The 22,399-nt window shown below is 69.9% G+C and carries 22 protein-coding genes; 3 read left to right on the plus strand and 19 right to left on the minus strand.

Annotated elements, in window-relative coordinates; genetic code table 11:
• Positions 1 to 2: 2 nt before the first annotated feature.
• From lspA to ACWGSM_RS01765, 18 genes are all read right to left on the minus strand, one after another.
• A complete protein-coding gene (gene lspA / locus ACWGSM_RS01680; RefSeq protein ID WP_452321240.1) occupies positions 3 to 518 on the minus strand; it encodes a signal peptidase II in 516 nt (171 codons plus the stop codon).
• A 73-nt stretch (positions 519 to 591) separates the two neighbouring features.
• Complete coding sequence (locus tag ACWGSM_RS01685; RefSeq protein WP_452321241.1) at positions 592 to 1,155, minus strand: DivIVA domain-containing protein; 564 nt, start codon at positions 1,153 to 1,155, stop codon at positions 592 to 594.
• 143 nt (positions 1,156 to 1,298) lie between these two features.
• Complete coding sequence (locus tag ACWGSM_RS01690) at positions 1,299 to 1,598, minus strand: YggT family protein (RefSeq protein ID WP_452321242.1); 300 nt, start codon at positions 1,596 to 1,598, stop codon at positions 1,299 to 1,301.
• A gap of 3 nt (positions 1,599 to 1,601) precedes the next feature.
• A complete protein-coding gene (locus tag ACWGSM_RS01695) occupies positions 1,602 to 2,075 on the minus strand; it encodes a cell division protein SepF (RefSeq protein ID WP_313356482.1) in 474 nt (157 codons plus the stop codon).
• Positions 2,076 to 2,117: 42 nt separating this feature from the next.
• Entirely contained in the window at positions 2,118 to 2,795 is a 678-nt protein-coding gene (locus ACWGSM_RS01700) for a YggS family pyridoxal phosphate-dependent enzyme (protein ID WP_452321243.1), read from the minus strand.
• On the minus strand, positions 2,792 to 3,934 hold the full coding sequence (ftsZ, locus tag ACWGSM_RS01705; RefSeq protein WP_452321244.1) for a cell division protein FtsZ: 1,143 nt from the start codon (positions 3,932 to 3,934) through the stop codon (positions 2,792 to 2,794). The genes ACWGSM_RS01700 and ftsZ overlap by 4 nt, the downstream gene beginning before the upstream one ends.
• 153 nt (positions 3,935 to 4,087) lie before the next feature.
• Positions 4,088 to 5,122: an FtsQ-type POTRA domain-containing protein gene (locus ACWGSM_RS01710; RefSeq protein ID WP_452321245.1), complete on the minus strand. Its 1,035-nt coding sequence runs from the start codon at positions 5,120 to 5,122 to the stop codon at positions 4,088 to 4,090.
• A gap of 1 nt (position 5,123) precedes the next feature.
• A complete protein-coding gene (gene murC / locus ACWGSM_RS01715) occupies positions 5,124 to 6,524 on the minus strand; it encodes a UDP-N-acetylmuramate--L-alanine ligase (protein ID WP_452321246.1) in 1,401 nt (466 codons plus the stop codon).
• A 12-nt stretch (positions 6,525 to 6,536) separates the two neighbouring features.
• Complete coding sequence (locus ACWGSM_RS01720) at positions 6,537 to 7,610, minus strand: UDP-N-acetylglucosamine--N-acetylmuramyl-(pentapeptide) pyrophosphoryl-undecaprenol N-acetylglucosamine transferase (protein WP_452321247.1); 1,074 nt, start codon at positions 7,608 to 7,610, stop codon at positions 6,537 to 6,539.
• Positions 7,607 to 8,833, minus strand: a complete 1,227-nt coding sequence (locus ACWGSM_RS01725; RefSeq protein WP_452321248.1) for a peptidoglycan glycosyltransferase FtsW — start codon at positions 8,831 to 8,833, stop codon at positions 7,607 to 7,609. Before ACWGSM_RS01725 ends, ACWGSM_RS01720 begins: the two co-directional genes overlap by 4 nt.
• 13 nt (positions 8,834 to 8,846) lie before the next feature.
• Entirely contained in the window at positions 8,847 to 10,349 is a 1,503-nt protein-coding gene (gene murD, locus ACWGSM_RS01730) for a UDP-N-acetylmuramoyl-L-alanine--D-glutamate ligase (RefSeq protein ID WP_452321249.1), read from the minus strand.
• A complete protein-coding gene (mraY, locus tag ACWGSM_RS01735; protein ID WP_452321250.1) occupies positions 10,346 to 11,446 on the minus strand; it encodes a phospho-N-acetylmuramoyl-pentapeptide-transferase in 1,101 nt (366 codons plus the stop codon). Before mraY ends, murD begins: the two co-directional genes overlap by 4 nt.
• Positions 11,443 to 12,855, minus strand: a complete 1,413-nt coding sequence (locus ACWGSM_RS01740) for a UDP-N-acetylmuramoyl-tripeptide--D-alanyl-D-alanine ligase (RefSeq protein WP_452321251.1) — start codon at positions 12,853 to 12,855, stop codon at positions 11,443 to 11,445. The genes mraY and ACWGSM_RS01740 overlap by 4 nt, the downstream gene beginning before the upstream one ends.
• Positions 12,856 to 12,885: 30 nt before the next feature.
• Positions 12,886 to 14,685, minus strand: coding sequence for a peptidoglycan D,D-transpeptidase FtsI family protein (locus ACWGSM_RS01745; protein WP_452321252.1), 1,800 nt, complete (start codon positions 14,683 to 14,685; stop codon positions 12,886 to 12,888).
• Positions 14,686 to 14,705: 20 nt separating this feature from the next.
• Positions 14,706 to 15,293, minus strand: a complete 588-nt coding sequence (locus tag ACWGSM_RS01750) for a hypothetical protein (protein WP_452321253.1) — start codon at positions 15,291 to 15,293, stop codon at positions 14,706 to 14,708.
• Positions 15,290 to 16,228 carry a 16S rRNA (cytosine(1402)-N(4))-methyltransferase RsmH gene (gene rsmH / locus ACWGSM_RS01755; RefSeq protein ID WP_452321254.1) on the minus strand — a complete coding sequence of 313 codons (939 nt, stop codon included), beginning with the start codon at positions 16,226 to 16,228 and terminating at the stop codon, positions 15,290 to 15,292. The genes ACWGSM_RS01750 and rsmH overlap by 4 nt, the downstream gene beginning before the upstream one ends.
• 96 nt (positions 16,229 to 16,324) lie before the next feature.
• Positions 16,325 to 16,756: a division/cell wall cluster transcriptional repressor MraZ gene (mraZ, locus tag ACWGSM_RS01760; RefSeq protein ID WP_313358047.1), complete on the minus strand. Its 432-nt coding sequence runs from the start codon at positions 16,754 to 16,756 to the stop codon at positions 16,325 to 16,327.
• Between the two features lie 275 nt (positions 16,757 to 17,031).
• Positions 17,032 to 17,418 (minus strand): DUF3040 domain-containing protein, encoded by a 387-nt coding sequence (locus ACWGSM_RS01765; RefSeq protein ID WP_452321255.1) that lies wholly within the window; start codon positions 17,416 to 17,418, stop codon positions 17,032 to 17,034.
• 96 nt (positions 17,419 to 17,514) lie between these two features.
• On the opposite strand from ACWGSM_RS01765, the gene ACWGSM_RS01770 reads away from it, so the two are divergent.
• Complete coding sequence (locus ACWGSM_RS01770) at positions 17,515 to 18,591, plus strand: polyprenyl synthetase family protein (RefSeq protein WP_452321256.1); 1,077 nt, start codon at positions 17,515 to 17,517, stop codon at positions 18,589 to 18,591.
• A 30-nt stretch (positions 18,592 to 18,621) separates the two neighbouring features.
• Here the strand turns inward: ACWGSM_RS01770 and ACWGSM_RS01775 are convergent, their stop codons facing one another.
• Entirely contained in the window at positions 18,622 to 18,966 is a 345-nt protein-coding gene (locus tag ACWGSM_RS01775; RefSeq protein ID WP_313358053.1) for an Rv2175c family DNA-binding protein, read from the minus strand.
• A 142-nt stretch (positions 18,967 to 19,108) separates the two neighbouring features.
• Here ACWGSM_RS01775 and ACWGSM_RS01780 point away from each other — a divergent pair, with 142 nt between their 5' ends.
• Positions 19,109 to 20,320 carry a LysM peptidoglycan-binding domain-containing protein gene (locus ACWGSM_RS01780; protein WP_452321257.1) on the plus strand — a complete coding sequence of 404 codons (1,212 nt, stop codon included), beginning with the start codon at positions 19,109 to 19,111 and terminating at the stop codon, positions 20,318 to 20,320.
• An 82-nt stretch (positions 20,321 to 20,402) separates the two neighbouring features.
• Positions 20,403 to 22,352, plus strand: coding sequence for a Stk1 family PASTA domain-containing Ser/Thr kinase (gene pknB, locus ACWGSM_RS01785; protein ID WP_452321258.1), 1,950 nt, complete (start codon positions 20,403 to 20,405; stop codon positions 22,350 to 22,352).
• The last annotated feature ends 47 nt before the right edge of the window (positions 22,353 to 22,399 follow it).

The following is a 22,399-nucleotide window of genomic DNA, read 5'->3' on the forward strand; positions in this document are numbered from 1 at the left end:
GATCAGACCCCCGCGGACGCAGCCGCGTCCTCGGCGCCGTCCGCTGTCGCGTAGTCCGCGCTCTGCGCGTGATCCCGCTCTCGGGTCCCGTCGAGTCGCAGACCGAACACGACCAGCAGAGCGACCGAGATCATGCCGGAGACGATGAAGATGTCGGCGACGTTGAAGATCGCGGGCATCATCCAGGGCATCGAGATCATGTCGACGACATGGCCGACGGCGAACCCGGGTTCGCGCAGCAGGCGGTCCGTGAGGTTGCCGAGCACCCCGCCGAGCAGCAGACCGAGAACGGTCGCCCAGAGCCGCGAGCGCACTTCGAGGGTCTTCCAGACGATGACACCGACCACCACGGACATCGCGATCGTGAAGATCCACGTCATGCTCGAGCCGATCGAGAACGCCGCGCCGGAGTTGCGGACGTAGTACAGCTGCAGGAACTCGCCCAGCACGGGCACGGCCTCGTGCTTGGGCAGGTTCTCGATGGTGAGGTGCTTCACGAACTGATCGGCGGCCAGCACGATCGCCGCGAGAGAAGCGACGATAGTGCCGGCCGCCGACCGACGAAGGGGACGACGTCCTGCCAAGAGTGACCTACAGGCCGATGGCGGAGACGGGGGTCGAGTCCGTCGAAGACTTCTGGTCGAGGTCGCGCAGCTGACCCTCGATCATCGCGCGGAGCTTGCCACGGTAGTCGCGCTCGAACTCGCGGAGCTCGGTGATGCGACCCTCGAGCATGTTGCGCTCGCGCTCGAGTCGTGCCGACTCCTCGCGCTGCTTCGCCTCGGCCTCGGTGCGGATGCGGGCGACCTCGGTCTCGGCCTCGTCGATGAGCTGCTTGCGCTTGGCCTCGCCCTCGGCGACGTGCTCGTCGTGCAGACGCTGTGCGAGCTCGATGATGCCGGCGGAGGTGCCGGTGGGCGATCCCTCGACGGCCGCAGCGGGAGCGGGCGTCGGCGCGGCGGCGGGAGCCGGAGCGTTCTCGCCGGACTCGAACGCCGCGAGCCTGGCCTTCAGCTCGTTGTTCTCCTCGATGGTCTTGCGCCACTCAACGACGATCTCGTCGAGGTAGTCGTCGACCTCTTCGGGGTCGAAGCCGTCCTTGAATCGGACGTGCTGGAACTCCTTGTGGACGACGTCATCCGGGGTAAGTGCCATGGGTGGCTCCTCTTTCGATGAGTTCGGTTGCCAGTCGCTGAGAGCCGGCGATGTGGTTCATTAGACGCGTACCCGGGGCGCGCGTCTGGGAGCCAAGCATAGTCCCCCAGGCTGAGCGACGCGATGCACGCCTGCTCAGAGGCTCAGGTGAGAGCGCGGATGACCGCCATCAGGATGAACACGCTGAGCATGGTCAGCATGAACCCGAAATCGAGCGCGATGGTGCCGATGCGCAGCGGCGGGACCATCCTGCGGAAGAAGCGGATCGGCGGGTCGGTGACGGTGTAGACGATCTCGGCGACGACCAGGCCTGCGCCTCTCGGCCGCCAAGACCGGTTGAACATCGGGATGTACTCGAGCACGAGTCTCGCGATGAGCACGAGCACGTACAGCGTCAGCACCAGCTCGGCGATGCCACCGATGATGCTGAGGATCGCTCCCACGGGTCAGGAGTCGAACGAGGCGGAATCCGCCTGCGCCAGGCCACCCTGCCCGGACACCGCGATGTTCTCGGGTGAGAGCAGGAAGACCTTGCTGGTGACTCGCTCGATGCGGCCGTACAGCCCCAACGAGAGTCCGCTGGCGAAGTCGATGAGACGGCGCGCATCGGCGTCGCTCATCTGCGACAGGTTGATGATCACCGGCACGCCCTCGCGGAAGTTCTCGGCGATGATCTGCGCGTCGCGGTACTGCTTGGGGTGCACGGTGAGGATCTCGTTGACCGCGCCCGCCGCCGGCTGACGCACAGCCGTCGGACGACGCAGGGGCGTGACGGGCGCGGGTGCGGCCTCGTCTCGCTCGGGCGTCTCGTGCTTGTCACGGGAGGCTCGAGCCGGCGTCTGCGCGACTTCCTCCTCGTAGACCTCTTCCTCGTCGGCGAGGCCGAGATACACCATGGTCTTCTTCAGCGGGTTACCCATCGTGTCCTCCGGTTCGAACGTTCGGGCTGGTCTGTTGAAAGGCTAACCCCGGTCGGGGCGGGGTCCTGTGATTGCGGAACCGATCCGCAGGTGTGTCGCGCCGGCGGCGATCGCCGCTTCGAAATCTCCGGTCATCCCGGCTGAGATCCAGCCGGCGCCGGGCGCGAGCGCGCGGACGCGATCGGCGACGTCCCGCAGCCGGGCGAAGGCACGCGACGGCTCCTCGTCGAGCGGAGCGACCGCCATGATCCCCCGAAGCCGAAGCGACGGGAGCGTGAGCACGTGCTCGGCCAGCGCCTCGGCATCGCCGAGCGCACTGCCGCCCCGTCCTGCATCCTCGGTGAGGTTGACCTGCACGAGCACGTCCAGCGGGTCGCCCTCGGCATCCGCTCGGTGCAGTGCGTCGGCGAGCTTCACCCGGTCGACGGAGTGCACCACGTCGGCGTCCCGGCGGATGGCGGAGGCCTTGTTGGTCTGAGCCTGGCCGATGAAATGCCAGCGCACGTCCAGCCCTTCGAGGGCGGCGCGCTTGGCCGTCATCTCCTGCTGCCGGTTCTCGCCGACATCCGTCACACCGAGATCGTGCAGCTCGCGCACCAGGGAGGCGGGGTGGAACTTCGTCACCACGATCCGGGTGATCTCACCCGGATCCCGGCCTGCCCGGCGCGCGGCGTCGGCGATGCGCTCGTCTATCGCCGACAGCCGCGCGCGGAGCGTCACTTCAGGAACTCGGGGATGTCGATGTCGTCGTCCGAGAACGCCGGCTCGATGCTGGATGCCACCGGGGCGGGCGCCACGGCCGGCCTGACCGGCTCGGGACGCTCCTCGGCGACTCTCTCGTCCAGGCGCACCTCCGGCAGCGGGTCGGCGGCCGGACGCTCGATCACCATCGGCTCGAGCCGCGGGGCGGGCTGGCCCCCGTCGAAGCCGGCGGCGATCACCGTGACGCGCACCTCGTCACCGAGGGTGTCGTCGATGACCGTTCCGAAGATGATGTTCGCCTCGGGGTGCGCGGCCTCCTTGACGAGGTCGGCGGCATCGTGGATCTCGAAGATGCCGAGGTTCGATCCGCCCTGAATCGACAGCAGCACGCCGTGGGCGCCTTCGATGGATGCCTCGAGCAGGGGCGACTCGACCGCCAGTTCGGCGGCCTTGATGGCGCGGTCGGCCCCGCGCGCCGAGCCGATGCCCATGAGAGCGGAACCCGCCCCCTGCATGACCGACTTCACGTCGGCGAAGTCGAGGTTGATGAGCCCGGGTGTGGTGATGAGGTCGGTGATGCCCTGCACACCGGCGAGGAGCACCTGGTCGGCGGTGGCGAAGGCCTCGATCATCGAGATGCCGCGATCGCTGATCTCGAGGAGTCGGTCGTTCGGCACCACGATGAGGGTGTCGACCTCTTCCTTCAGCTTGGCGACCCCGGCCTCGGCCTGGCTCTGGCGGCGACGACCCTCGAACGAGAACGGCTTGGTCACGACGCCGATGGTCAGCGCGCCGATCGACTTCGCGATCCGCGCGACGACGGGTGCACCGCCCGTGCCGGTGCCGCCACCCTCTCCGGCGGTCACGAAGACCATGTCGGCTCCCGTGAGCGCCTGCTCGATCTCCTCGGCGTGGTCCTCGGCTGCGCGGCGACCCACCTCGGGATCGGCGCCTGCGCCGAGACCGCGAGTGAGCTCGCGACCCACGTCGAGCTTGACATCGGCGTCGCTCATCAGCAGCGCCTGCGCGTCGGTGTTGACGGCGATGAACTCGACTCCGCGGAGTCCGAGTTCGATCATGCGGTTGACGGCGTTGACGCCGCCACCGCCGACGCCGACGACCTTGATCACGGCGAGGTAGTTCTGGTTCTGGCTCATGGCCGGCCTCCGTTATTCGAGCCTGACGAGGGATAAACCTTAAACCTCAACGAGAGGGTTAAACTGTTTCCCGGTATTGCGTTCTCGTCAACGACGCTAAGCGCAACATCGGCGTGCGCCCGCACCGACACGGCGTGTCGCCGCGATCTGCTCTCAACCCACGACCGGAACGGTCGGAGACGACACATCGAAGGTGCTGGACTGGGGCGCGGCCGCGATCAGGCGCACCAGCACCGCCGCCTTGCGCGCTGAGTCTCGCTCGCTCCCCCACACCACGGTCTTGCCGTCGGCCAGACTGAGCGTCACGTCATCGCCCGACGTGGCCCGCACCTCGGTGACCGTCGCCCGCAGGTCTGCCGGCAGGGACCTCATCACCAGGCCGGCGCTGCGGAAGGCGGCCGAGCCGAGACCGCCGGTGATGTCGAGCTCGGGTGTGCCCTCGGGCCTCTCCTCGCTCGACGAGAGCACCACCCCCGCGGCGTCGACCACCGCGTAGGCGTCGCCGTCGCGGAGCGCGCCCACCGGCGTGCGCTCCACGATGCGCACCAGCAGCTCGCGGGGCGGGCGGATCTCGAGAGCGTACGACTCGATGATCGGGAACTCCGCCAGTGCCGACTTGACGCGATCGGCGTCGACCAGGGCCAGCGGCCGGCCGATCTGATCGCCCAGTGACTGCTGCACGACGGCCGGGTCGATGCTCGTCGCCCCTGCCACGGTGATCTTCTCCACGGCGAACAGCGGACTGTACGCGGCGATCACGCTGCCGAGCACGAGGGCGACGAGAGCGCCGGTCGTTCCCCACACGGCGAATCGTCTCCGTCGGGAGCGCTGGGTGAAGCGTCGGATCTCGGCGCGCAGCGCCTTCCGGCGGGCGCGTGCGGCATGCCAGACCTCGCTGCTGCGCACGGCGGAGGGCGCGGCATCCCGATCCTCCTCCGCGATCGGCGCGGTCGCGGAGTGTCCGCCGGCCTCCGAGCCGCTGTCGAAACCCCGATCGGCGGCAACGGGATCGTCGCCGTCGGCGACGTCGGCATCCGCTGTTCCGGACTCCTGCCCGCGGGCATCCCGCTCCCCCGCGACGCCGAAGCGCAGCAGAGGGCGCCGGCGAGGTTCGGGCGACGCGATGTCGGGATCATCACCCGGAGTCGGCTCCTCGGGCGATGCGGGAAGCGGTGCCGGGCGCCGCACGTCAGTCCTCGGTGGGGCGGCGCAGCGCGTCGAGCACCTGCGGGATGATCTGGTAGACGTTTCCGCAGCCCAGCGTCACCACGCAGTCGCCGTCGCGGGCGATGCGGGCCGTGTAGTCGGCCGCCTCCTGCCAGTCCGGCACGTAGTGCACGTTCGCCTGGTCGGCGAACGCGCCGCTGACCAGCTCTCCCGTGACACCGGGCACCGGGTCCTCACGCGCGCCGTAGACGTCGAGCATCACCGTGTGATCGGCGAGCTCCTCGAGCACCGCGGCGAACTCCCGGAACATGTGCTGAGTGCGCGAGTACGTGTGCGGCTGCTGGATCGCGATGAGGCGGCCGGAACCGGCGACCCCGCGCATCGCCTCGAGGGCGGCGCGCACCTCGGTCGGGTGGTGCGCGTAGTCGTCGTACACGTGGACGCCGCGGGCTTCGCCGTGCAGCTCGAGCCGGCGCACGGTTCCCGCGAAGCCCTCCACCGCGCGGACCGCCTCGGTCAGACCGTGCCCGAACGTGAGCAGCACGGCGACGATGCCGGCGGCATTGATCGCATTGTGCGCGCCGGGCACGGCCAGCCGCATGCGCTCGGATTCGCCCGCGTGCACCAGGGTCGCGGACACGCCCCCGGTCGTGACGATGTCGTCGATGCGCAGATCCGCGTCGGCCGCGTGCCCGAACGTGACGACCCTGCGGTGACTGAGGCCTGCCCGCACGCGCTGCGCTCCGGGATCGTCGCTCGAGATCACCACGGCCTCGCGTGCTCCGTCTGCGAAGCGGACGAAGGCGTCGTAGAAGGCCTGCTCCGAACCGAAGAAGTCGAGGTGGTCGGGGTCGACGTTGGTGATCAGCGCGATCGACGTGTCGTAGAGCAGGAAGGTGCCGTCGGACTCGTCGGCCTCGATCACGAACAGCTCGTCTGCTCCGGTGCCGCTCGAGACGCCGAGCTGCTCGATCACGCCGCCGTTGACGAAGCTCGGGTCGGCGCCGAGCGCGTGCAGGGCGGTGACGAGCATGCCGGCCGAGCTGGTCTTGCCGTGCGCACCGGCCACGGAGACGAGGCGACGGCCCCCGATCAGCCAGTGCAGCGCCTGCGAGCGGTGGATCACGTGCAGTCCGCGATGCTTAGCTGTGACGAACTCGGGGTTCTCGGGCCAGATCGCCCCGGTGTGGATCACCGTGTCGGCGTCGCCGAGGTGAGCGGCGTCATGCCCCACGTGCACGGTCGCCCCCGCGGCCGCGAGGGAACGCAGGCTGGCACTGTCGGCCCGGTCGGAACCGGAGACGCGGATGCCCGCGTCGAGGAACATCTTCGCGAGCCCGCTCATGCCGGATCCGCCGATGCCGATGAAGTGCGCGGAGGTGATGGTCTCGGGGATCGGAAGGGAGAGGTCGGGTCTGATCATGTCGCTCCCAGTCTACTTTTCGGCGAGTGCGCGATCGATCAGCGCGATGAGATCCTCGGCCCCGGTGCGCGAGCCGATGCGCTCGGCTGCGGCCGCCATGGCGTCGATGCGGGCGCGGTCGCCGAGCAGCGGGACGATCGTCTCGCGCACGACGTCGCCGTCGAAGGTCGCGTCGTCGAGCAGAACGGCGGCTCCCGCCTCGACGGCGGACGCTGCGTTGAGCCGCTGCTCGCCGTTGCCGACCGCATACGGCACGTACACGGCGGGGATGCCGAGGGCGCTGACCTCGCTGACCGTGGCCGAGCCCGAGCGGGAGACGATCAGGTCGGCCAGCGCGAACGCGAGGTCCATGCGGTCGATGTACCGGCGCATCTCGTACCCCGCCACGCCAGGGTCGACCAGGTCGCTGCGCTCACCGGTGGCGTGCAGCAGCTGCCAGCCGGCGGCGAGCACGTCGGCCCACGAGCCGGCGATCGCCTCGTTGAGTCGCAGCGCCCCCAGCGATCCCCCGAAGACGAGCAGAACGGGGCGATCGGCGTCCAGACCGAAGTGCGCGGCCGCCTCGGCCCGCGTCGCCCGGCGGTCGAGGTCGACGATCTCGCGGCGCAGGGGCATGCCGACGACCTCGCCGCGCTTCAGCGGCGTGCCCTCGAAGGCGACGCCGACCGCGGCGGCGGTGCGGGCGCCGAGCACGTTCGCCAGGCCCGGCCTGGCGTTCGCCTCGTGCACGACGAAGGGCACGCGCTCGCGCCGGGCGGCGACGTAGGCGGGGGCGGAGGCGTAACCGCCGAAGCCGACCACCACATCCACGCCGCGGCTGCGGATGTGCTGGCGCACCTGCGACACCGCACGCTGGAAGCGTGCGGGGAACACGACCGCCGCGCCGTCGGGGCGACGCGGGAACGGAACCTTGTCGACGATGAGCAGCTCGTAGCCGCGCTCGGGCACCAGACGCGCCTCGAGCCCCTCCTTCGTGCCGAGCACCAGCACGTCGCCGTCAGCGCGATCGCGCAGCAGATCGGCGACGGCGAGCAGCGGATTGACATGGCCGGCGGTGCCACCGCCGGCGAGGAGGTACGAAGTCACCTCGTGACCCTACCCTGCGCCGCCGCGCCTCGACCGCGCGTCGGCTGAGCGGGGTCGGCTGCCTTCGCAGCCGGGAGCGTGCGGGCGAAGGCCAGCAGCACGCCGCACGCGGCGAGCACCGAGATGAGCGCGGTGCCGCCCTGCGACATGAACGGCAGCGGCACGCCCATCACCGGGAACACGCGCAGCACGACGCCGATGTTGACCAGTGCCTGACCCAGGATCCAGACTCCGATGCCGCCGGCGGCGACCCGCACGAAGGGATCGGCCGAGCGGCGCACGATGCGGAAGACGCCGATCGCGAACACGGCGAACAGGGCGAGCACCAGAACACAGCCGATCAGGCCGAGCTCCTCGCCGACGATCGCGAAGATGTAGTCGTTCTCGGCGGCGGGCAGCCAGCCGTACTTCTCCTGCGAGTTGCCGAGCCCGACGCCGAAGATGCCGCCGTTGGCCATCCCCCACATGCCGTGCACCGCCTGGTAGCACTCCTTCGTCGGGTCGCACGACTCGGGATCGAACGCCGACAGGATGCGCCTCATCCGGTTGTCGCTGGTGAGCGCGTAGCCGAGCACCGCCACGACACCGCCGATGAGGGGAAGGATGAACAGCCGCAGCTTGACGCCGGCGAAGAACAGGGCGCCGAGCACGATCAGCACGAGGATCATCGCGGTCCCGAGGTCGGCACCGCCGAGCACCGTGGCGATGACCATGATCGAGACCGGCACCACCGGAATGAACACGTGGTGCCAGATGCCCAGGCGTGCGCGTTTGCGCAGCAGGACGAAGGCGATCCACAGCGCGAGGGCGAGCTTGAGGAACTCGGACGGCTGCAGCTGGAATCCCGCGATGTTCACCCAGTTCGTGTTGCCGTAGGACGACACACGCAGACTCGGCACGAACACGAGCAGCTGCAGCCCGGTGGCGCCGATCAGAGCGGGCCAGGCGATCCGGCCGAGGAAGGCGACGGGCATCCGGCTGATGAGCAGCATCAGCGGGATGCCGAGCATGGCGAAGATCCCCTGCTTGAGCGCGCCGTCCCAGGGATCGGACCTCGCACTGGTGGCGGAGAGCACCATGACCCACCCGAAGACGGTGAGCACGAGCGCGGTCGAGGCGATGAGCACGAACTCCGTGGTCGGCGGCGTGAACCGCCTGCCGAGCAGGACTCGGGCGGCGAGACCGCGGTCGCCGGTGCGCGGAGGGCTGGTCGTCTGCGTCATCCGCCCTCTCCGTCTACGATCCGGATCGCTCGATCCATGCGCGCACCGCCTGCGCGAAGCGCTCTCCTCGGTCCGCGTAGCTCGAGAACTGGTCGAAGGATGCCGCGGCGGGGGCCAGCAGAACCGTGCCCTCACCGTCGATGATCCCCGTCGCCAGTTCCACGACGCGATCCATGACCTCCCCAGTCTCACCGGGGACGACCTCGAAGACGGGCACCTGTGATGCGTGTCGCTCGAATGCCGCGAGAACGGGATCGCGTTCCACGCCGATGATGATCGCGGCGGCGGCCGTGCGGCCGGCGTCGGCGACGAGCGCGGCGAGGTCGACGCCCTTGAGATCGCCGCCGACGACCCACACCGCGCCCGGGTAGGCGCGCAGCGACGACGCCGCGGCGTGCGGGTTCGTCGCCTTCGAGTCGTCGATCCACCGGATGCCGCGATGCTGGGCGATCACCTGGATGCGATGCGCGTCGAGCGCGAAGCCCTGCAGGGCGTCGCGGATGGCGGACGGCGCGACGCCGAGCGAGCGGGCGAGCGCGGACGCTGCGAGGATGTTCTGGACGATGTGCGGCGCGTCGAGTCCGACCTCGCGCAGCTCGGCGACGGTCGTGAGCTCGAGGGCGCTGTGCCGGCGGTCGTCGTGGAAGGCCCTGTCGACGACGATCCCGTCGACGATGCCCAGATCACTGGGGCCGGGGGTGCCGAGATCGAAGCCGATCGCTCTGGCGCCCTCGGTGACATCCGCCTCCTCGACCATGCGCAGGGTCGCGGCATCGGTCTTGTTGTAGACGCAGGCCACTTTCGTGTGCCGGTACACGAACGACTTCGCCTCGCGGTACGCGTCGGCGCTGCCGTGCCAGACGAGGTGGTCGTCGGCGAGGTTGAGGCAGACAGCGGCGTGCGGCTCGAGCTGGCCGGCCGCGGCGGACTGCCCGATGTACCAGAGCTGGTGGCTCGACAGCTCGACGACGAGCACGTCGAAACCGCCGGGATCGCGCACCGCGTCGAGCACCGGGATGCCGATGTTGCCGCAGGGTGCGGCGCGCAGGCCGCCGGCCTGCAGCAGAGTCGCCGTGAGCTGGGTCGTCGTGGTCTTGCCGTTCGTGCCGGTGACGAGCACCCATTCGGCCGGAGTCCCGTCGGCACGCAGCACCTTGTCGCGCACCCGCCAGGCCAGTTCGACGTCGCCCCACAGGGCGAGGCCGTTCTGCTGCGCCCAGCGGATCACGGGATGCGACGGCGCGAACCCGGGAGAGGCGACGACGACATCGGGGGCGAAGTCGCTGAGCGCCGAGGGCACCTCCGTCAGCGAGCCGAGTTCGAGGCGCGCGCCGATCACGGGGACGAGGCGGGCGTACTCGTCCGACGCGCTCTCCGAGAGCACGAGGACCTCGGCGCCGAGCTCTGCGAGGGTGTCGGCGGCCGAGAATCCTGTCATCGACAGGCCGAGCACGGCCACCCGCAGCCCCGACCAGTCGGCGCGCCAGCTGGTGAGCGAGTCGAGCCGGGCGCTCATGCCTGGATCAGCCAGTCGACGTAGAAGAGTCCCACGGCCGACACCGCGAGGAGTCCGGCGATGATCCACAGCCGAACGACGATCGTGACCTCGGCCCAGCCGCGCATCTCGAGATGGTGGTGGAACGGACTCATCAGGAACAGACGCTTGCCGCGCGTGATCTTGAAGTAGGCGCGCTGCAGGATGACCGATCCCGACGAGAGCACGAAGATGCCGGCGATGACCAGCAGCAGCAGCTCGGTGCGGGTCAGGATCGCCATGGCGGTGATGACGCCGCCGATCGCCATCGAGCCGACGTCGCCCATGAAGACCTTCGCCTTCGGGGCGTTCCACCACAGGAATCCGACCAGCCCGCCGGCGAACGCGGCCGAGACCGTCGCCAGGTTGAGCGGCTCGCGCACCTCGTAGCATCCGGCCTGCGCCATCAGCGATCCCACGCACGACTGCTTGAACTGCCAGAACGCGATGAGGCTGTACGCCCCCACGACGAAGACGCCCGCTCCCGCGGCGAGGCCGTCGAGCCCGTCGGTCAGGTTCACGCTGTTCGACGTGGCGACTCCGATGACCGACACCCAGATCAGGTAGAGGATCCAGCCGAGCACCGCACCGAAGGCGAACAGGTTCAGCCACGAGATGTCGCGGAAGAGAGAGACGTAGCCGCTGGCGGGGTACTGGCCGAGGCGGTTCGGGAAGTTCAGCGCCACGATGCCGAACGGCACGAGCACGAGCAGCTGGCCGACGATCTTGCGCCAGCCCGAGAGCCCCAGACTGCGCTGACTGCGCACCTTCATGTAGTCGTCGATGAAGCCGACGATGCCGAAGCCGACCATCAGCCACAGCACGAGGATGGCTGACAGGGCGGGGGTCGTGCCGCCGAAGAAGCTGCCGGCGAAGTACCCGACGATCGTGCCGAGGATGAAGATCACGCCGCCCATCGTGGGCGTGCCCCGTTTGGCCTCGTGGCTCGGGTTGGCGATGTCCTCGGGGGTGCGGATGACCTGCCCCCAGCCGATCCGGCGGAACACCTTGAGGAAGACCGGGGTCAGGAAGAGCGAGAAGGCGAGCGATATCGCAGTCGCCATCAACAAGGACCTCACGAGAACGATTCTCCCAGACGATCGCCGAGGTGCCGGAGCCCGGCGGAGTTGGACGATTTGACGAGCACCCGATCCCCGTCGCGCAGCTCGTCTCTCAGATAGTCGAAGGCCGCGTCCTGATCGGGCAGATGAACGGCTTCGCCATCCCACGATCCCTCGCCGACCGCGGCAAGGTACAGACGCCTCGCGTCCGCGCCGACGACCACGATGCGCTGGATGTTCAGCCGCACGGCGAGCAGCCCGATGCGGTCGTGCTCCTCCCCTGCCGTCTCGCCGAGTTCGCTCATCGCGCCGAGCACGGCGACCGTCCGCTCGCCGGGGCCGGAGATCTGCGCGAGCGTGCGCAGAGCCGCAGCCATCGAGTCGGGGCTCGCGTTGTAGGCGTCGTTGATGATCCGTACGCGGTCGGAGCCCATCGGCTCCATACGCCAGCGCTCCGCGATCCGCACCGTCTCCAGACGGCTGATCGACTCGCGCACCGGCACGCCGAGCACGCGGGCCGCCGAGATCGCGGCGAGGGCGTTGCTCACGTGATGTGCGCCGAGCACCTGCAGCCGCAGCGGGGTCTCCTCGCCGTCGGCGACGACGGCCGCGGTCGTGCCCTCGGACGTCACCTCGATGCGGTCGGCGCGCACCTCGGCATCCGGATGCTGGCCGAACCCGACCACCGACATGCCCCGCTCCTCGGCGATGCGGCGCATCGCCCAGACCCGCGGGTCGTCGACGTTCAGCACCGCGGTGCCGTCGGCGCGTGCCGCGGAGACCAGCTCGGACTTCGCCAGCGCGGTCTGCTCGATGCCGCCGAATCCGCCGGCGTGTGCGAGGCCGACCATCAGCACGACCGAGACGTCGGGCTCGACGAGACCGGCGAGGTGCGCGATGCTGCCGCGGCCGGCGGCGCCGAACTCGCTGACCAGATAGCGCGTGTCCGGTGTCACGCGCAGCATCGTCAGCGGCGCGCCGACCTCGTTGTTATACGAGCGGACGGGGGCGACCGTCTCGCCCTCGTCGGAGAGGATGCGCGCGAGGAAGTTCTTCGTCGTGGTCTTGCCGTTCGACCCGGTGATGCCCACGATCTGCAGCCGACCGGCGGCGCGCACGCGCGCGACAACCTCTCGCGCCAGATCCGCCAGGGCCGCGACGGCGTCGGCGACGACGATCTGCGTGATCGGTGCCTCGACGGGGCGCTCCACGATGGCGAGCACGGCGCCGGCATCGGCGGCGGCCGGCACGAAGCGGTGCCCGTCGGTGGTCTCACCGGGCTTGGCGACGAAGATCGCGCCCGGGCCCATCTCCCTGGAGTCGGTGTCGACGACGCCGTCGACGACGGTGTCAGCCGTGTCGGCGGCGTGCAGGCGCAGCTCGCCGCGGAGGATCTCGGCGATCTCGCCGAGCGGAAGGGCGATCATGTTGCATCTCCTTGCGCGGCGGGGTGCCGGCTAGTCGAATTTCGGGAGCAGCTCGTCCATGGGCTGCGAAGAGGGGGCGACGCGGTAGGTCTTGAGCACCTGGGTGAGCGCTTTCTGCAGAGCAGGCGCAGTGGCCGCGGATGATGTAATCCTAGTCGGCTCGTCGAGAGTGACCATCACGACGTACTGCGGATCCTCGATCGGCGCGACCCCGAGGATGCTCGTGAAATACACCCCTGCCTTGTACCCGCCGTGCCCGTCCGGCTTCTGCGCGGTGCCCGTCTTGGAGCCGATCCGGTAGCCGGGAACGGCGATCGCGTCGGCGAGACCGCCTTGCACGGCCACGTTCTCGAGCATGCGGCGCACCTGCGCGGCGGTCTCGGCCGAGACGACCCGCTCGCGCTCGCTGTGCGTCCTGTGCACCTCGCCGTCGCTGCCGGTGCAGGATTCGATCAGGCTCAGGCCGATCCGCTCGCCGTCGTTCGCGAGGGTCTGGTAGGCACGCACCACCTGTGCGGGCGTGACAGTGAACGCCTGTCCGAAGGTTGTGGTGTACAGGGTCTGGTTGTCCCACTTCTGGGGCGATGCCACGCCGCCCGGCTCCTCCGCAGGCCAGCGCATGTCGGTCTTCTCACCCACGCCGAACTTCTTCAGGTACTCGTAGCGCGTCTCGGGCGAGACCATCGTGCCGAACTTCGACAGCGCTACGTTCGACGAGTCGATGAGAGCGCCGGCGAGGGTGTAGTCGTAGCGCGGGTGCGAGAACGCGTCGCCGATGTTGGCGCCGTTCGGGAAGCGCTCTCGGCTGGCCGCCGACACGGTGGTGTCGGACGTGACCGCCTTCTCCTCGAGCAGCGTCGCTGCGGTGATCGGCTTGAACGTCGAACCGGGCTCGTAGGTGTGGGTGAAGATCTGCGACTTCCACAGGTTCGACGACACGCCGTCGACGTCGTTGGGGTCCACGGTGGGCCACTCGGCCATCGCGCGGATCTTCCCGGTCTTCACCTCGACGACGGTGACCGTGCCGCTCTGCGCGCCCTGCTTCTGCGCCTCCTCGGCGATCATCTGCTGCAGGTACCAGTTCAGGTCGCTGTTGATGGTGAGCTCCACCGTGCCGCCGTCGGTGGCCGGGGTGATCTGCTCGCTGCCGGGGATCTTCACGCCGCCCTGCCCGCGGAGGTAAGTCATCTCGCCGTTCTCGGGCGTGAGGCACTTGTCGGCGATGCGCTCGACGCCGTACTGGGCGGCGCCCGAGCCGTCGAGGAAGCCGAGCGCGCTGCCTGCGACGGCACCGTTGGGGTACACCCGCACCGACCGCGGCGTCATCGCGATGTACGCGAGCCCCTGATCGGCCTTCAGCGCGCGCAGCTCGAGGTACTGCTCCGTGCTCAACCCGCGGGCGAGCGGGAGGTACTGGGAGTCCGGATCCTCCGCGAGCTTCTCGGCGAGGCTGCCGCGCAGGTCGTCGGCGCTGAGGCCGGCGATGCGGGCGATGCGCTCGCTGGCCGCGTCCCAGTCGAGCTTGGGCTTCTTCCGCTTGTCCGTCTGCTCTTCGAACTGACGGATCAGGACCGGGGAGAGTTCGGCGTCGTACACGAGAACGCTGGAGGCCAGCACGGTGCCGGCCGCGTCGGTGATGTCGCCGCGCGCACCGGCGATCACCTGCGTCGAGCCGAGGTTGCCGGTGTTCACGCCCTCGGCGACGTGGTCGTCGGCGTGCACCACCTGGATGTCCACGAGGCGGAACACGAAGGCGCCGAGCACCATGAGGATCACCGCGAGGGCGACGACTGTGCGTCGCCGCTGTGAACGAGTGGCTCGAGTCGTCATGCGCGTCTCCGTGCGGTGGGTTATCGGGTGACAGGGGTGGGAAGGCCGCCGGTGACGACCGGAGGGCCTGCGGGCTCGGGCGGGACGACGGTGGCGTCGGACACCCCGTCGGCGAGGATGCCGTCGTCGGGCACCGTGTCGGCGGGAGGTGCGGGCGGTGGTACGAGGAGGGCGTTGCCGACCGCGGTCCCCCCGTTGGGGTTGACGGTGGATGCCCCGCTCGCGCTGTCTCCGGCGCCGAGGATCTGCCCGTCGCTGAGGCGCAGGTACGAGGCGGAACCGGCGACGACGAGCCCCATGGCATCCGCCTTCTTCGCCAGCGACTGGGGCGAGCTGATGCCGATGAGCTGCTCGTGCAGCGCCTGCTTCTGCAAGCCGAGCTCGTGCTGCTGGGTGTTCAGCCCCGCGAGCACGAAGGCGTCCTGAGTGGTGGCGAGCGAGAAGCCCATCTGCGCGGCGCCGATCGCGAGGGCGCCGCCGACGGCGAGGGCGGCGTACGCGAGCCGCGGCCGGCGTCCGGGGGCGGGTGCGGCGACCGGGGTCAGCCGGCGTGGCGGGTCGACGGGCGGGGTGGGGCGCGGCAGCGCGCGCGCGGTCTGCAGGCTCATGCCGACTCCCTCAGCTTCTCCGCGGCGCGCAGCCGCACGGGTATCGCGCGCGGGTTGCGCGCCTTCTCCTCATCGCTCGCGAGTTCTGCGCCCTTCGTGAGGGTGCGGAAGCGCGGGGCGTGCTCGGGAAGCTCGACGGGCAGGCCGGCGGGCGCGGTCGACGACGATGCCGCGGAGAACGCCTGCTTGACCAGGCGGTCTTCGAGTGACTGGTACGCCATGACGGCGATCCGCCCCCCGACGACGAGCGCGTCCATCGCGGCGGGGATGGCGTCGGCGAGCACGCTGAGCTCGGAGTTGACCTCGATGCGCAACGCCTGGAAGACGCGTTTCGCGGGATGGCCGGCGCGCTGTGCGGCGGCCGGCGTGGCGGCGACGAGCAGGTCGACCAGCTCACCCGAGCGGGTGAGAGGACGCTCGGTGCGCGCCTGGACGATGAAGCGGGCGTAGCGGCCGGCGAGCTTCTCCTCGCCGAAGCGCTCGAAGATCCGGCGGAGCTGGCCCTCGCTGTACTCCGCGAGGATGGTCGCGGCGGTGCGACCCTTCGTCTGGTCCATGCGCATGTCGAGCGGCGCGTCCTTCGAGTACGCGAACCCACGCTCCGCCTCGTCGAGCTGGAGGGACGAGACGCCGAGGTCGAACAGGATCGCCGAGGCGCCCAGCGCGTGCAGGCCGATCTCGTCGTAGACGGTGTGCACGAGAGTGACTCGGTCGCCGAAGGGCGCCAGGCGCTCGCCCGCGATGCGGAGCGCGTCGGTGTCGCGGTCGAGTCCGATCAGTCGGATGCCGGGGAAGCGCTCCAAGAAAGCCTCGGAGTGACCGCCCATGCCGAGCGTGGCATCGACGAGCACCGCGCCGTCCTGCTGCAGCGCCGGCGCGAGCAGCTCGATGCAGCGCTCCAGCAGCACGGGTGTGTGGATGTCGCGGATGCTCATGATCTTCTCCCGTGACCTCCGGCTCTGATTCCTCTCCGCTCGACCCGGCACCGGGGAAGTGTGTCGGGGCGGAGCGGCGAGGCATCACAGCCGTGGTCAGAACAAGCCGGGAATCACCTCCTGTTCCAGATCGGCGTAGGACTCTTCATTGCTCTCGAGGTAGTCGTTCCAGGCGGAGGCGTCCCAGATCTCGGCGTGCGCGCCGACTCCCGTGACGACCAGCTCCTTCTCCAGCCCCGCGTACTGCCTGAGGTGCGCGGGGATGGTGATGCGGTTCTGGCTGTCGGGCATCTCCGCGCTCGCTCCGGAGAGGAACATGCGCAGGAAGCTGCGGGCCTGCTTGTCGGTGAGCGGAGCCTCGCGGATCCGCTCGTGCTTGGCCTCGAACTCGGCGGTGCTGAAGACATACAGGCAGCGCTCCTGACCGCGGGTGACCACGATGCCGCCGGCGAGATCCTCGCGAAACTTCGCAGGAAGGATCACGCGGCCCTTGTCGTCCAGCTTCGGCGTGTGAGTACCCAGCAGCACCGGCCATCACCCCCTCTGCGTCCGGCCAACTCGAGGTGCGCACCACTTTACTCCACTTCACTCCACTTGCCTACGACCAATCCCTGCGGATCTCGCGAGGGCAGCAGCGATGTCGTCCGCGACACGCGTGATTCCGCGGATCGGGGCGGTGGAGCACGGTGGAGCGTGGGTGGAGGGCCAGTGGAGGGCTCGCCGCCACGCCGACGTCGGAAGGTACGAAAAAACCCGGATGCACGGCATCCGGGTCTCTCAGTGGGGCAGGTCAGCGGGTGAGCTCAGCGATCGTCCTGTCGCCGATCCCAGCGGTCGTTCATGCGATCCATGAAGGAGGAGTCGGTCGCCTTCGCACCGCGGGGGCTCGCCGGCGCACCGGACGGCACGGTGCGCCGCACCGGCGTGAACGCGAGGATCGCCCCTCCCAGCATGGCGAGGAAGGCCACGACTCCGAGGATGATGCTGCCGACCGCTCCGAGTCTGCCGCCGGCGGCGACCGCGGCGACGAGACCGCCGATGCCGGCGAGCAGCAGAAGGGCGCCGTAGACCAGGTTTCGATAGCTCAGAGACCGGTCGCCGGACGGCGCCGTGACGACGTCCGCGTCGTGCTGGAGAAGATGGCGTTCCATCTCATCGAGCATGCGCTGCTCTTGTTCGGAAAGAGGCATGTCCAACCCCCTCGGTTCGGTCATTCAAGTCTACCCGCGCGCGGGGCGGTCGGCTAGCCGAGCGTCGCCCGATTGTCTGCATCTAGGCTGGGAATCGTGTCTTCCTCCCTCGTCACCGACGCCGTCGCCGAGAGGCTCGGCCGGTTCGTGCAGAGCATCCGCTCGCGAAGCCCCGAGTACGGTCCCGACGCCGACCTGTTCCTGGACGCCGCCGCCGCCACGCTGCAGGGCGGGAAGCGCCTTCGTGCGAGGTTCGCGCACGCGGGCTGGCTCGCAGCCGCGGGCGATGTCGCGACCACGGATGCCGCACTGTGGGGTCTCGGCGCGGCGCTGGAGGTCTTCCAGTCCGCAGCGCTCGTGCACGACGACCTGATCGACAACTCCGACACGCGCCGCGGACGCCCGGCGTCGCATCGCGCGCTCGAAGCCGCCCACCGCCGAGCCGGGTGGCACGGCGATGCCGAGGCCTTCGGCCGCTCGACGGCGGTGCTGCTCGGAGACCTCCTCGTCGCCTGGAGCGACGACCTGCTCGAGGAGTGCCTCATCGGGCATCCGCATGCCGCACCGACGCGGGCGGAATACGCCCGGATGAGGCGCGACGTCACCGTCGGGCAGATGCTCGACGTGACCGAGGAGTCGGCATGGAGCGTCAACCCGCCCGCCTCCCTGCTCGAACGCGCGCTGCGCGTGGTCGCTCTGAAGTCCGCGCGCTACAGCGTCGAGCAGCCGATCCTCCTCGGCGCGACTCTCGGCGGGGCCGACGAGCGGCTGCTCGCGCGGCTGCGCGCGTTCGGGCATCCGGTCGGCATGGCCTTCCAGCTGCGCGACGACATGCTCGGCGTCTTCGGCGATCCCGTGATCACGGGCAAGCCGGCGGGCGACGACCTGCGCGAGGGCAAGCGCACCGCGCTGATCGCGATCGCGCGCGAGGCTCTGACACCGGATGCCCGTGCGCATCTCGACGAGCGCATAGGCGACCCCGAACTCAGCGCAGCCGAGGTCGCGCAGCTTCAGGAGCTGATCCGCGAGACAGGGGCCGCGGCGCAGGTCGAGCAGATGATCGCCGAATACAGCGATGCCGCGGTGCGAGCCCTCCGTGACGCAGAGCTGAATGCGACCGCATCCCGCGCGCTGCAGGGACTGGCCGAGGCCGCGATCGCCCGATCGGCCTGAGCCGACGCGGCGGCGAGCGGTGGCAGCCCGTCAGGCGAGCGTTCGTGCGACGCGGCGGACCTCGCTCTTGTGCCCGGCGAGAAGCGCGGCGATCGGCGTGCGGCCGAGCGTCTCCTCCTCCGCGAGCAGCCAGTCGATGACCTCGTCGTCCGAGAACGAGGCGTCCTGCAGGGCCATGATGGTGCCGCGCAGCGACGGCAGCGGGCGCGCGTCGACGACGAACACGGCGGGCACCGCGAACGCACCGTTGCGGCGCGAGCCGATCAGGTAGTGCTCGTCGAGCAGCCGGCGCACGCGTCCCGGCGTCTCGTGGAGCGCCTCGGCGAGTTCGGGAATCGTCAGCCAGGCGGAGGGATCAGCAGCGTTCTCAGACACCCCTCCACTATCTCATCCGCGACGTGACGCAGCGCACGAATTGACACGCATCACTCCAGTCACAAGGTTCACACCTGTTGACATCCGTTTACATGCGTGTCAGCGTTTCCGTGGATCCTCAAGCGCTTCTGGGAGAGACGACATGCACATCACCAACCCGCGCACCGCGACGATGCGGATCACCGCACCGGCCGCCGTCGTCGGCACCCTGGCAGCCGTCCTGACCGCCGCGCCCGCCGGCGCCGGGGAGGTCCGCGCGACCGCGGCGGCGAGCCACGCGCCGGGCGTGCGCTCCCTCTCGGTCGTGGGCAGCGCTGCGCACACCGCGGTTCGACCGGCCGCCGCACCGCCCTCCGACTACACGATCCGACCGGGCGACACCGTCTGGTCGATCGCCGCGAGCCACGGCGTCACCGCCGCCGACCTGCTCGCGTGGAACGGCCTGGGCTGGCGATCGGTGATCTTCCCCGGCCGGACACTGCGCGTCTCCCCCGCATCCGCACCGCCGGCCGCGGTGCCGGCTCCCGCACCTCCCGCGGCTCCCTCACCGACGGCCGCGCACACGGTCGTGCGTGGAGACACCGTGTTCGCCATCGCGAAGAGGTACGGCACGACGGTCTCGGCGATCATGTCGCTCAACGGCCTCGGCGGCTCCGCGATGATCACGCCCGGTCAGACGCTGCGCATCGCGGCCGGCACGGCACCCGCGGCCGCGCCGGTCTCCGCCGCCGCACCCGCCGCCCCTCCCGCCGCCGCAGCGCCCGACTCGCACACCGTCACAGCGGGAGACACGCTCTTCGGGATCGCCAGGAAGTACGGCACGAGCGTGGCCGGGCTGCTACAGGCGAACGGACTCGGCGATGGCAGCATCATCTACCCGGGCCAGGCTCTTCGACTGACAGTCCCGGCCCCCGCACCGGCGGCGACGACCGGGCAGCGCTCGGCAGCGCTGGATGCCGAGCAGACCGCTCATGCGGCGCACATCGTGCGGGTCGGACGCGAGCTCGGCGTGCCGGATCGCGGAATCGCCATCGCGCTCGCCACTGCGATGGTCGAGTCGTCGATGCGCAACCTCGACCACGGCGACCGCGACTCGCTCGGCCTGTTCCAGCAGCGTCCGAGCCAGGGCTGGGGCGCGCCAGAGCAGGCGATGGATGCCGACCGCAGCATCCGGGTGTTCTACGGCGGCCCCGGCGATCCGAACGGCGCGACGACCCGAGGACTTCTCGACATCACCGGGTGGCAGGACATGCCGTTCACCGCCGCGGCGCAGGCCGTGCAGGTGTCGGCCTACCCCGATCGCTACGGGACGTGGGAGCTGCAGGCGCACCAGTGGCTCGCCGCACTGCGATGACGCGCCCATCGTCACCGGATCGAAACCCGCCCGCGGTGCGCCGTTGCCCGTTCACCCGGCGTGTTCTTCATAGACTCGACCTGTGAACACTCCGCAGGCCGACCCGCTCATCGGGCGGCTTGTCGACGGCAGGTATCGTGTTCGCGCGCGGATCGCTCGCGGCGGCATGGCCACCGTCTACGTCGCCACCGACATGCGCCTCGAGCGGCGGATCGCCCTCAAGGTGATGCATGCGCATCTCAGCGACGACTCGGCGTTCCAGAGCCGTTTCATCCAAGAGGCCAGAGCCGCGGCCCGGCTCGCCGATCCGCACGTGGTGAACGTGTTCGACCAGGGGCAGGACGGCGAACTCGCGTACCTGGTGATGGAGTACCTTCCCGGCATCACCCTGCGCGAGCTGATGCGCGAGCAGAAGCGGCTCACCATCACACAGACGATCACGATCATGGACGCGATCCTCTCGGGTCTCGCGGCCGCGCACGCCGCCGGGATCGTGCACCGCGACGTGAAGCCCGAGAACGTTCTGCTGGCCGAGGACGGCCGGATCAAGATCGGCGACTTCGGCCTCGCCAGGGCGACGACCGCGAACACGGCCACCGGCGCCCAGCTGCTCGGCACGATCGCCTATCTCGCGCCGGAACTGGTCACCCGCGGTACGGCCGACGCCCGCAGCGACATCTACGCCCTCGGCATCATGCTGTACGAGATGCTCGTCGGTGAGCAGCCGTACAAGGGCGAGCAGCCGATGCAGATCGCCTTCCAGCACGCCACCGAGCAGGTGCCGCGACCGAGCGCACGCAACCCCTCGGTTCCCGAACCGCTCGACGAGCTCGTCGTCTGGGCCACCGAGAAGTCGCCCGACGATCGCCCTCTCGACGCGAAGGCGATGCTCACGCGCCTGCGGGAGATCGAGCGCGAGATCGGCGTCTCGCCCGCGCCCACCGCGACCGACGCGCCAGCACGCGAGTACGATTCCGGGTCGGTCACGAAGATCCTGCCCGCCACCGCCCTGCTGCCGAGCCCCGCCGAGGAGGCCGGTGAGTCGGTCGACAACGCCACGCGGCTGCGCCGCCGGACGGCGCGTCGACGCTCGACCGGGGCGGCGCTGCTCGCGGTGGTGCTGCTTCTCTCGGTGCTCGCCGGCGGCATCGGCTGGTGGTTCGGGTCGGGCCCGGGCTCGCTCATCCCCGTCCCGGCGGTCGCGGGCATGACCTATGAGGGTGCCGCCGCCTCGGTCACGTCGGAGGGTCTGGTCCCTGAGAGGGCTGAGCAGTCATCGATCGACGTCGACCCCGGTCTGATCATCGAATCGGCACCAGGCGAGGGCGAGCGGGTCGAGAAGGACAGCACGGTGACGCTCGTCGTGTCCACCGGCCCCGCCAAGCACGAGCTGCCGGTGCTGCGCGGCAAGAGCGCTGACGAGGTGCGCAGCCTCCTCGCCGAGAACCGCGTCAACGTCTCGGACGATGTCGAGGAGTACTTCGACGAGCTCGACAAAGGTCTCGTCCTGAACGTGCGCGTCACACCGCGCGACGAGGGCGAGGCGTACGGCTGCGCCGACGGCTGCGAGGTGTTCGAAGACGACACGGCGCTCATCCAGCTCTCCCTCGGCACGGTGCCCGACGTCACCGGGCGACCGGTCGACGAGGCGGTGCGCCTGCTCGAGGAAGCCCGGCTGAAGGTCGCGGACGAGCGACCGGAGGACTGGAGCGATTCGGTCGCCAGGGGATCCGTCATCGCGCAGAGCGCCGAGCGACCGGAGGGCGGGCCGTGGCGCCCGGGCGACACGGTGACGCTGACCGTGTCGAAGGGTCCGCAGCCGCTGCCGATCCCCGACGTCAAGGGCAAGACCGTCCGGCAGGCGGTCGATGCGCTCAAGGGCGCCGGATTCAAGGTGAATCCCACGATCGAGGACATCGGGCTGCCGCTCGGCGGCAAGTACTGGGACGTCTACAAGGTGTGCAGCTACGACCCGACCGGCAGCGCCGCCCGAGGCACGACAGTGACCCTCACCCCCGGCTTCTTCTGCTGAGTCGGCGTCCGCCGACATGAGAAGAGCGGCCGCCCGGTGTTCCGGGC

This window comes from Microbacterium sp. NPDC055521 (genome assembly GCF_053619695.1).

What these genes read in the sequence shown, in the direction of transcription:
- ACWGSM_RS01685 (WP_452321241.1), bottom strand. Translation starts at nt 1,155, where the DNA reads ATGGCACTTACCCCGGATGACGTCGTCCACAAGGAGTTCCAGCACGTC.
- ACWGSM_RS01695 (WP_313356482.1), bottom strand. Translation starts at nt 2,075, where the DNA reads ATGGGTAACCCGCTGAAGAAGACCATGGTGTATCTCGGCCTCGCCGAC.
- ftsZ (WP_452321244.1), bottom strand. Translation starts at nt 3,934, where the DNA reads ATGAGCCAGAACCAGAACTACCTCGCCGTGATCAAGGTCGTCGGCGTC.
- murC (WP_452321246.1), bottom strand. Translation starts at nt 6,524, where the DNA reads ATGATCAGACCCGACCTCTCCCTTCCGATCCCCGAGACCATCACCTCC.
- ACWGSM_RS01725 (WP_452321248.1), bottom strand. Translation starts at nt 8,833, where the DNA reads ATGACGCAGACGACCAGCCCTCCGCGCACCGGCGACCGCGGTCTCGCC.
- murD (WP_452321249.1), bottom strand. Translation starts at nt 10,349, where the DNA reads ATGAGCGCCCGGCTCGACTCGCTCACCAGCTGGCGCGCCGACTGGTCG.
- ACWGSM_RS01740 (WP_452321251.1), bottom strand. Translation starts at nt 12,855, where the DNA reads ATGATCGCCCTTCCGCTCGGCGAGATCGCCGAGATCCTCCGCGGCGAG.
- ACWGSM_RS01745 (WP_452321252.1), bottom strand. Translation starts at nt 14,685, where the DNA reads ATGACGACTCGAGCCACTCGTTCACAGCGGCGACGCACAGTCGTCGCC.
- ACWGSM_RS01750 (WP_452321253.1), bottom strand. Translation starts at nt 15,293, where the DNA reads ATGAGCCTGCAGACCGCGCGCGCGCTGCCGCGCCCCACCCCGCCCGTC.
- rsmH (WP_452321254.1), bottom strand. Translation starts at nt 16,228, where the DNA reads ATGAGCATCCGCGACATCCACACACCCGTGCTGCTGGAGCGCTGCATC.
- ACWGSM_RS01765 (WP_452321255.1), bottom strand. Translation starts at nt 17,418, where the DNA reads ATGCCTCTTTCCGAACAAGAGCAGCGCATGCTCGATGAGATGGAACGC.
- ACWGSM_RS01780 (WP_452321257.1), top strand. Translation starts at nt 19,109, where the DNA reads ATGCACATCACCAACCCGCGCACCGCGACGATGCGGATCACCGCACCG.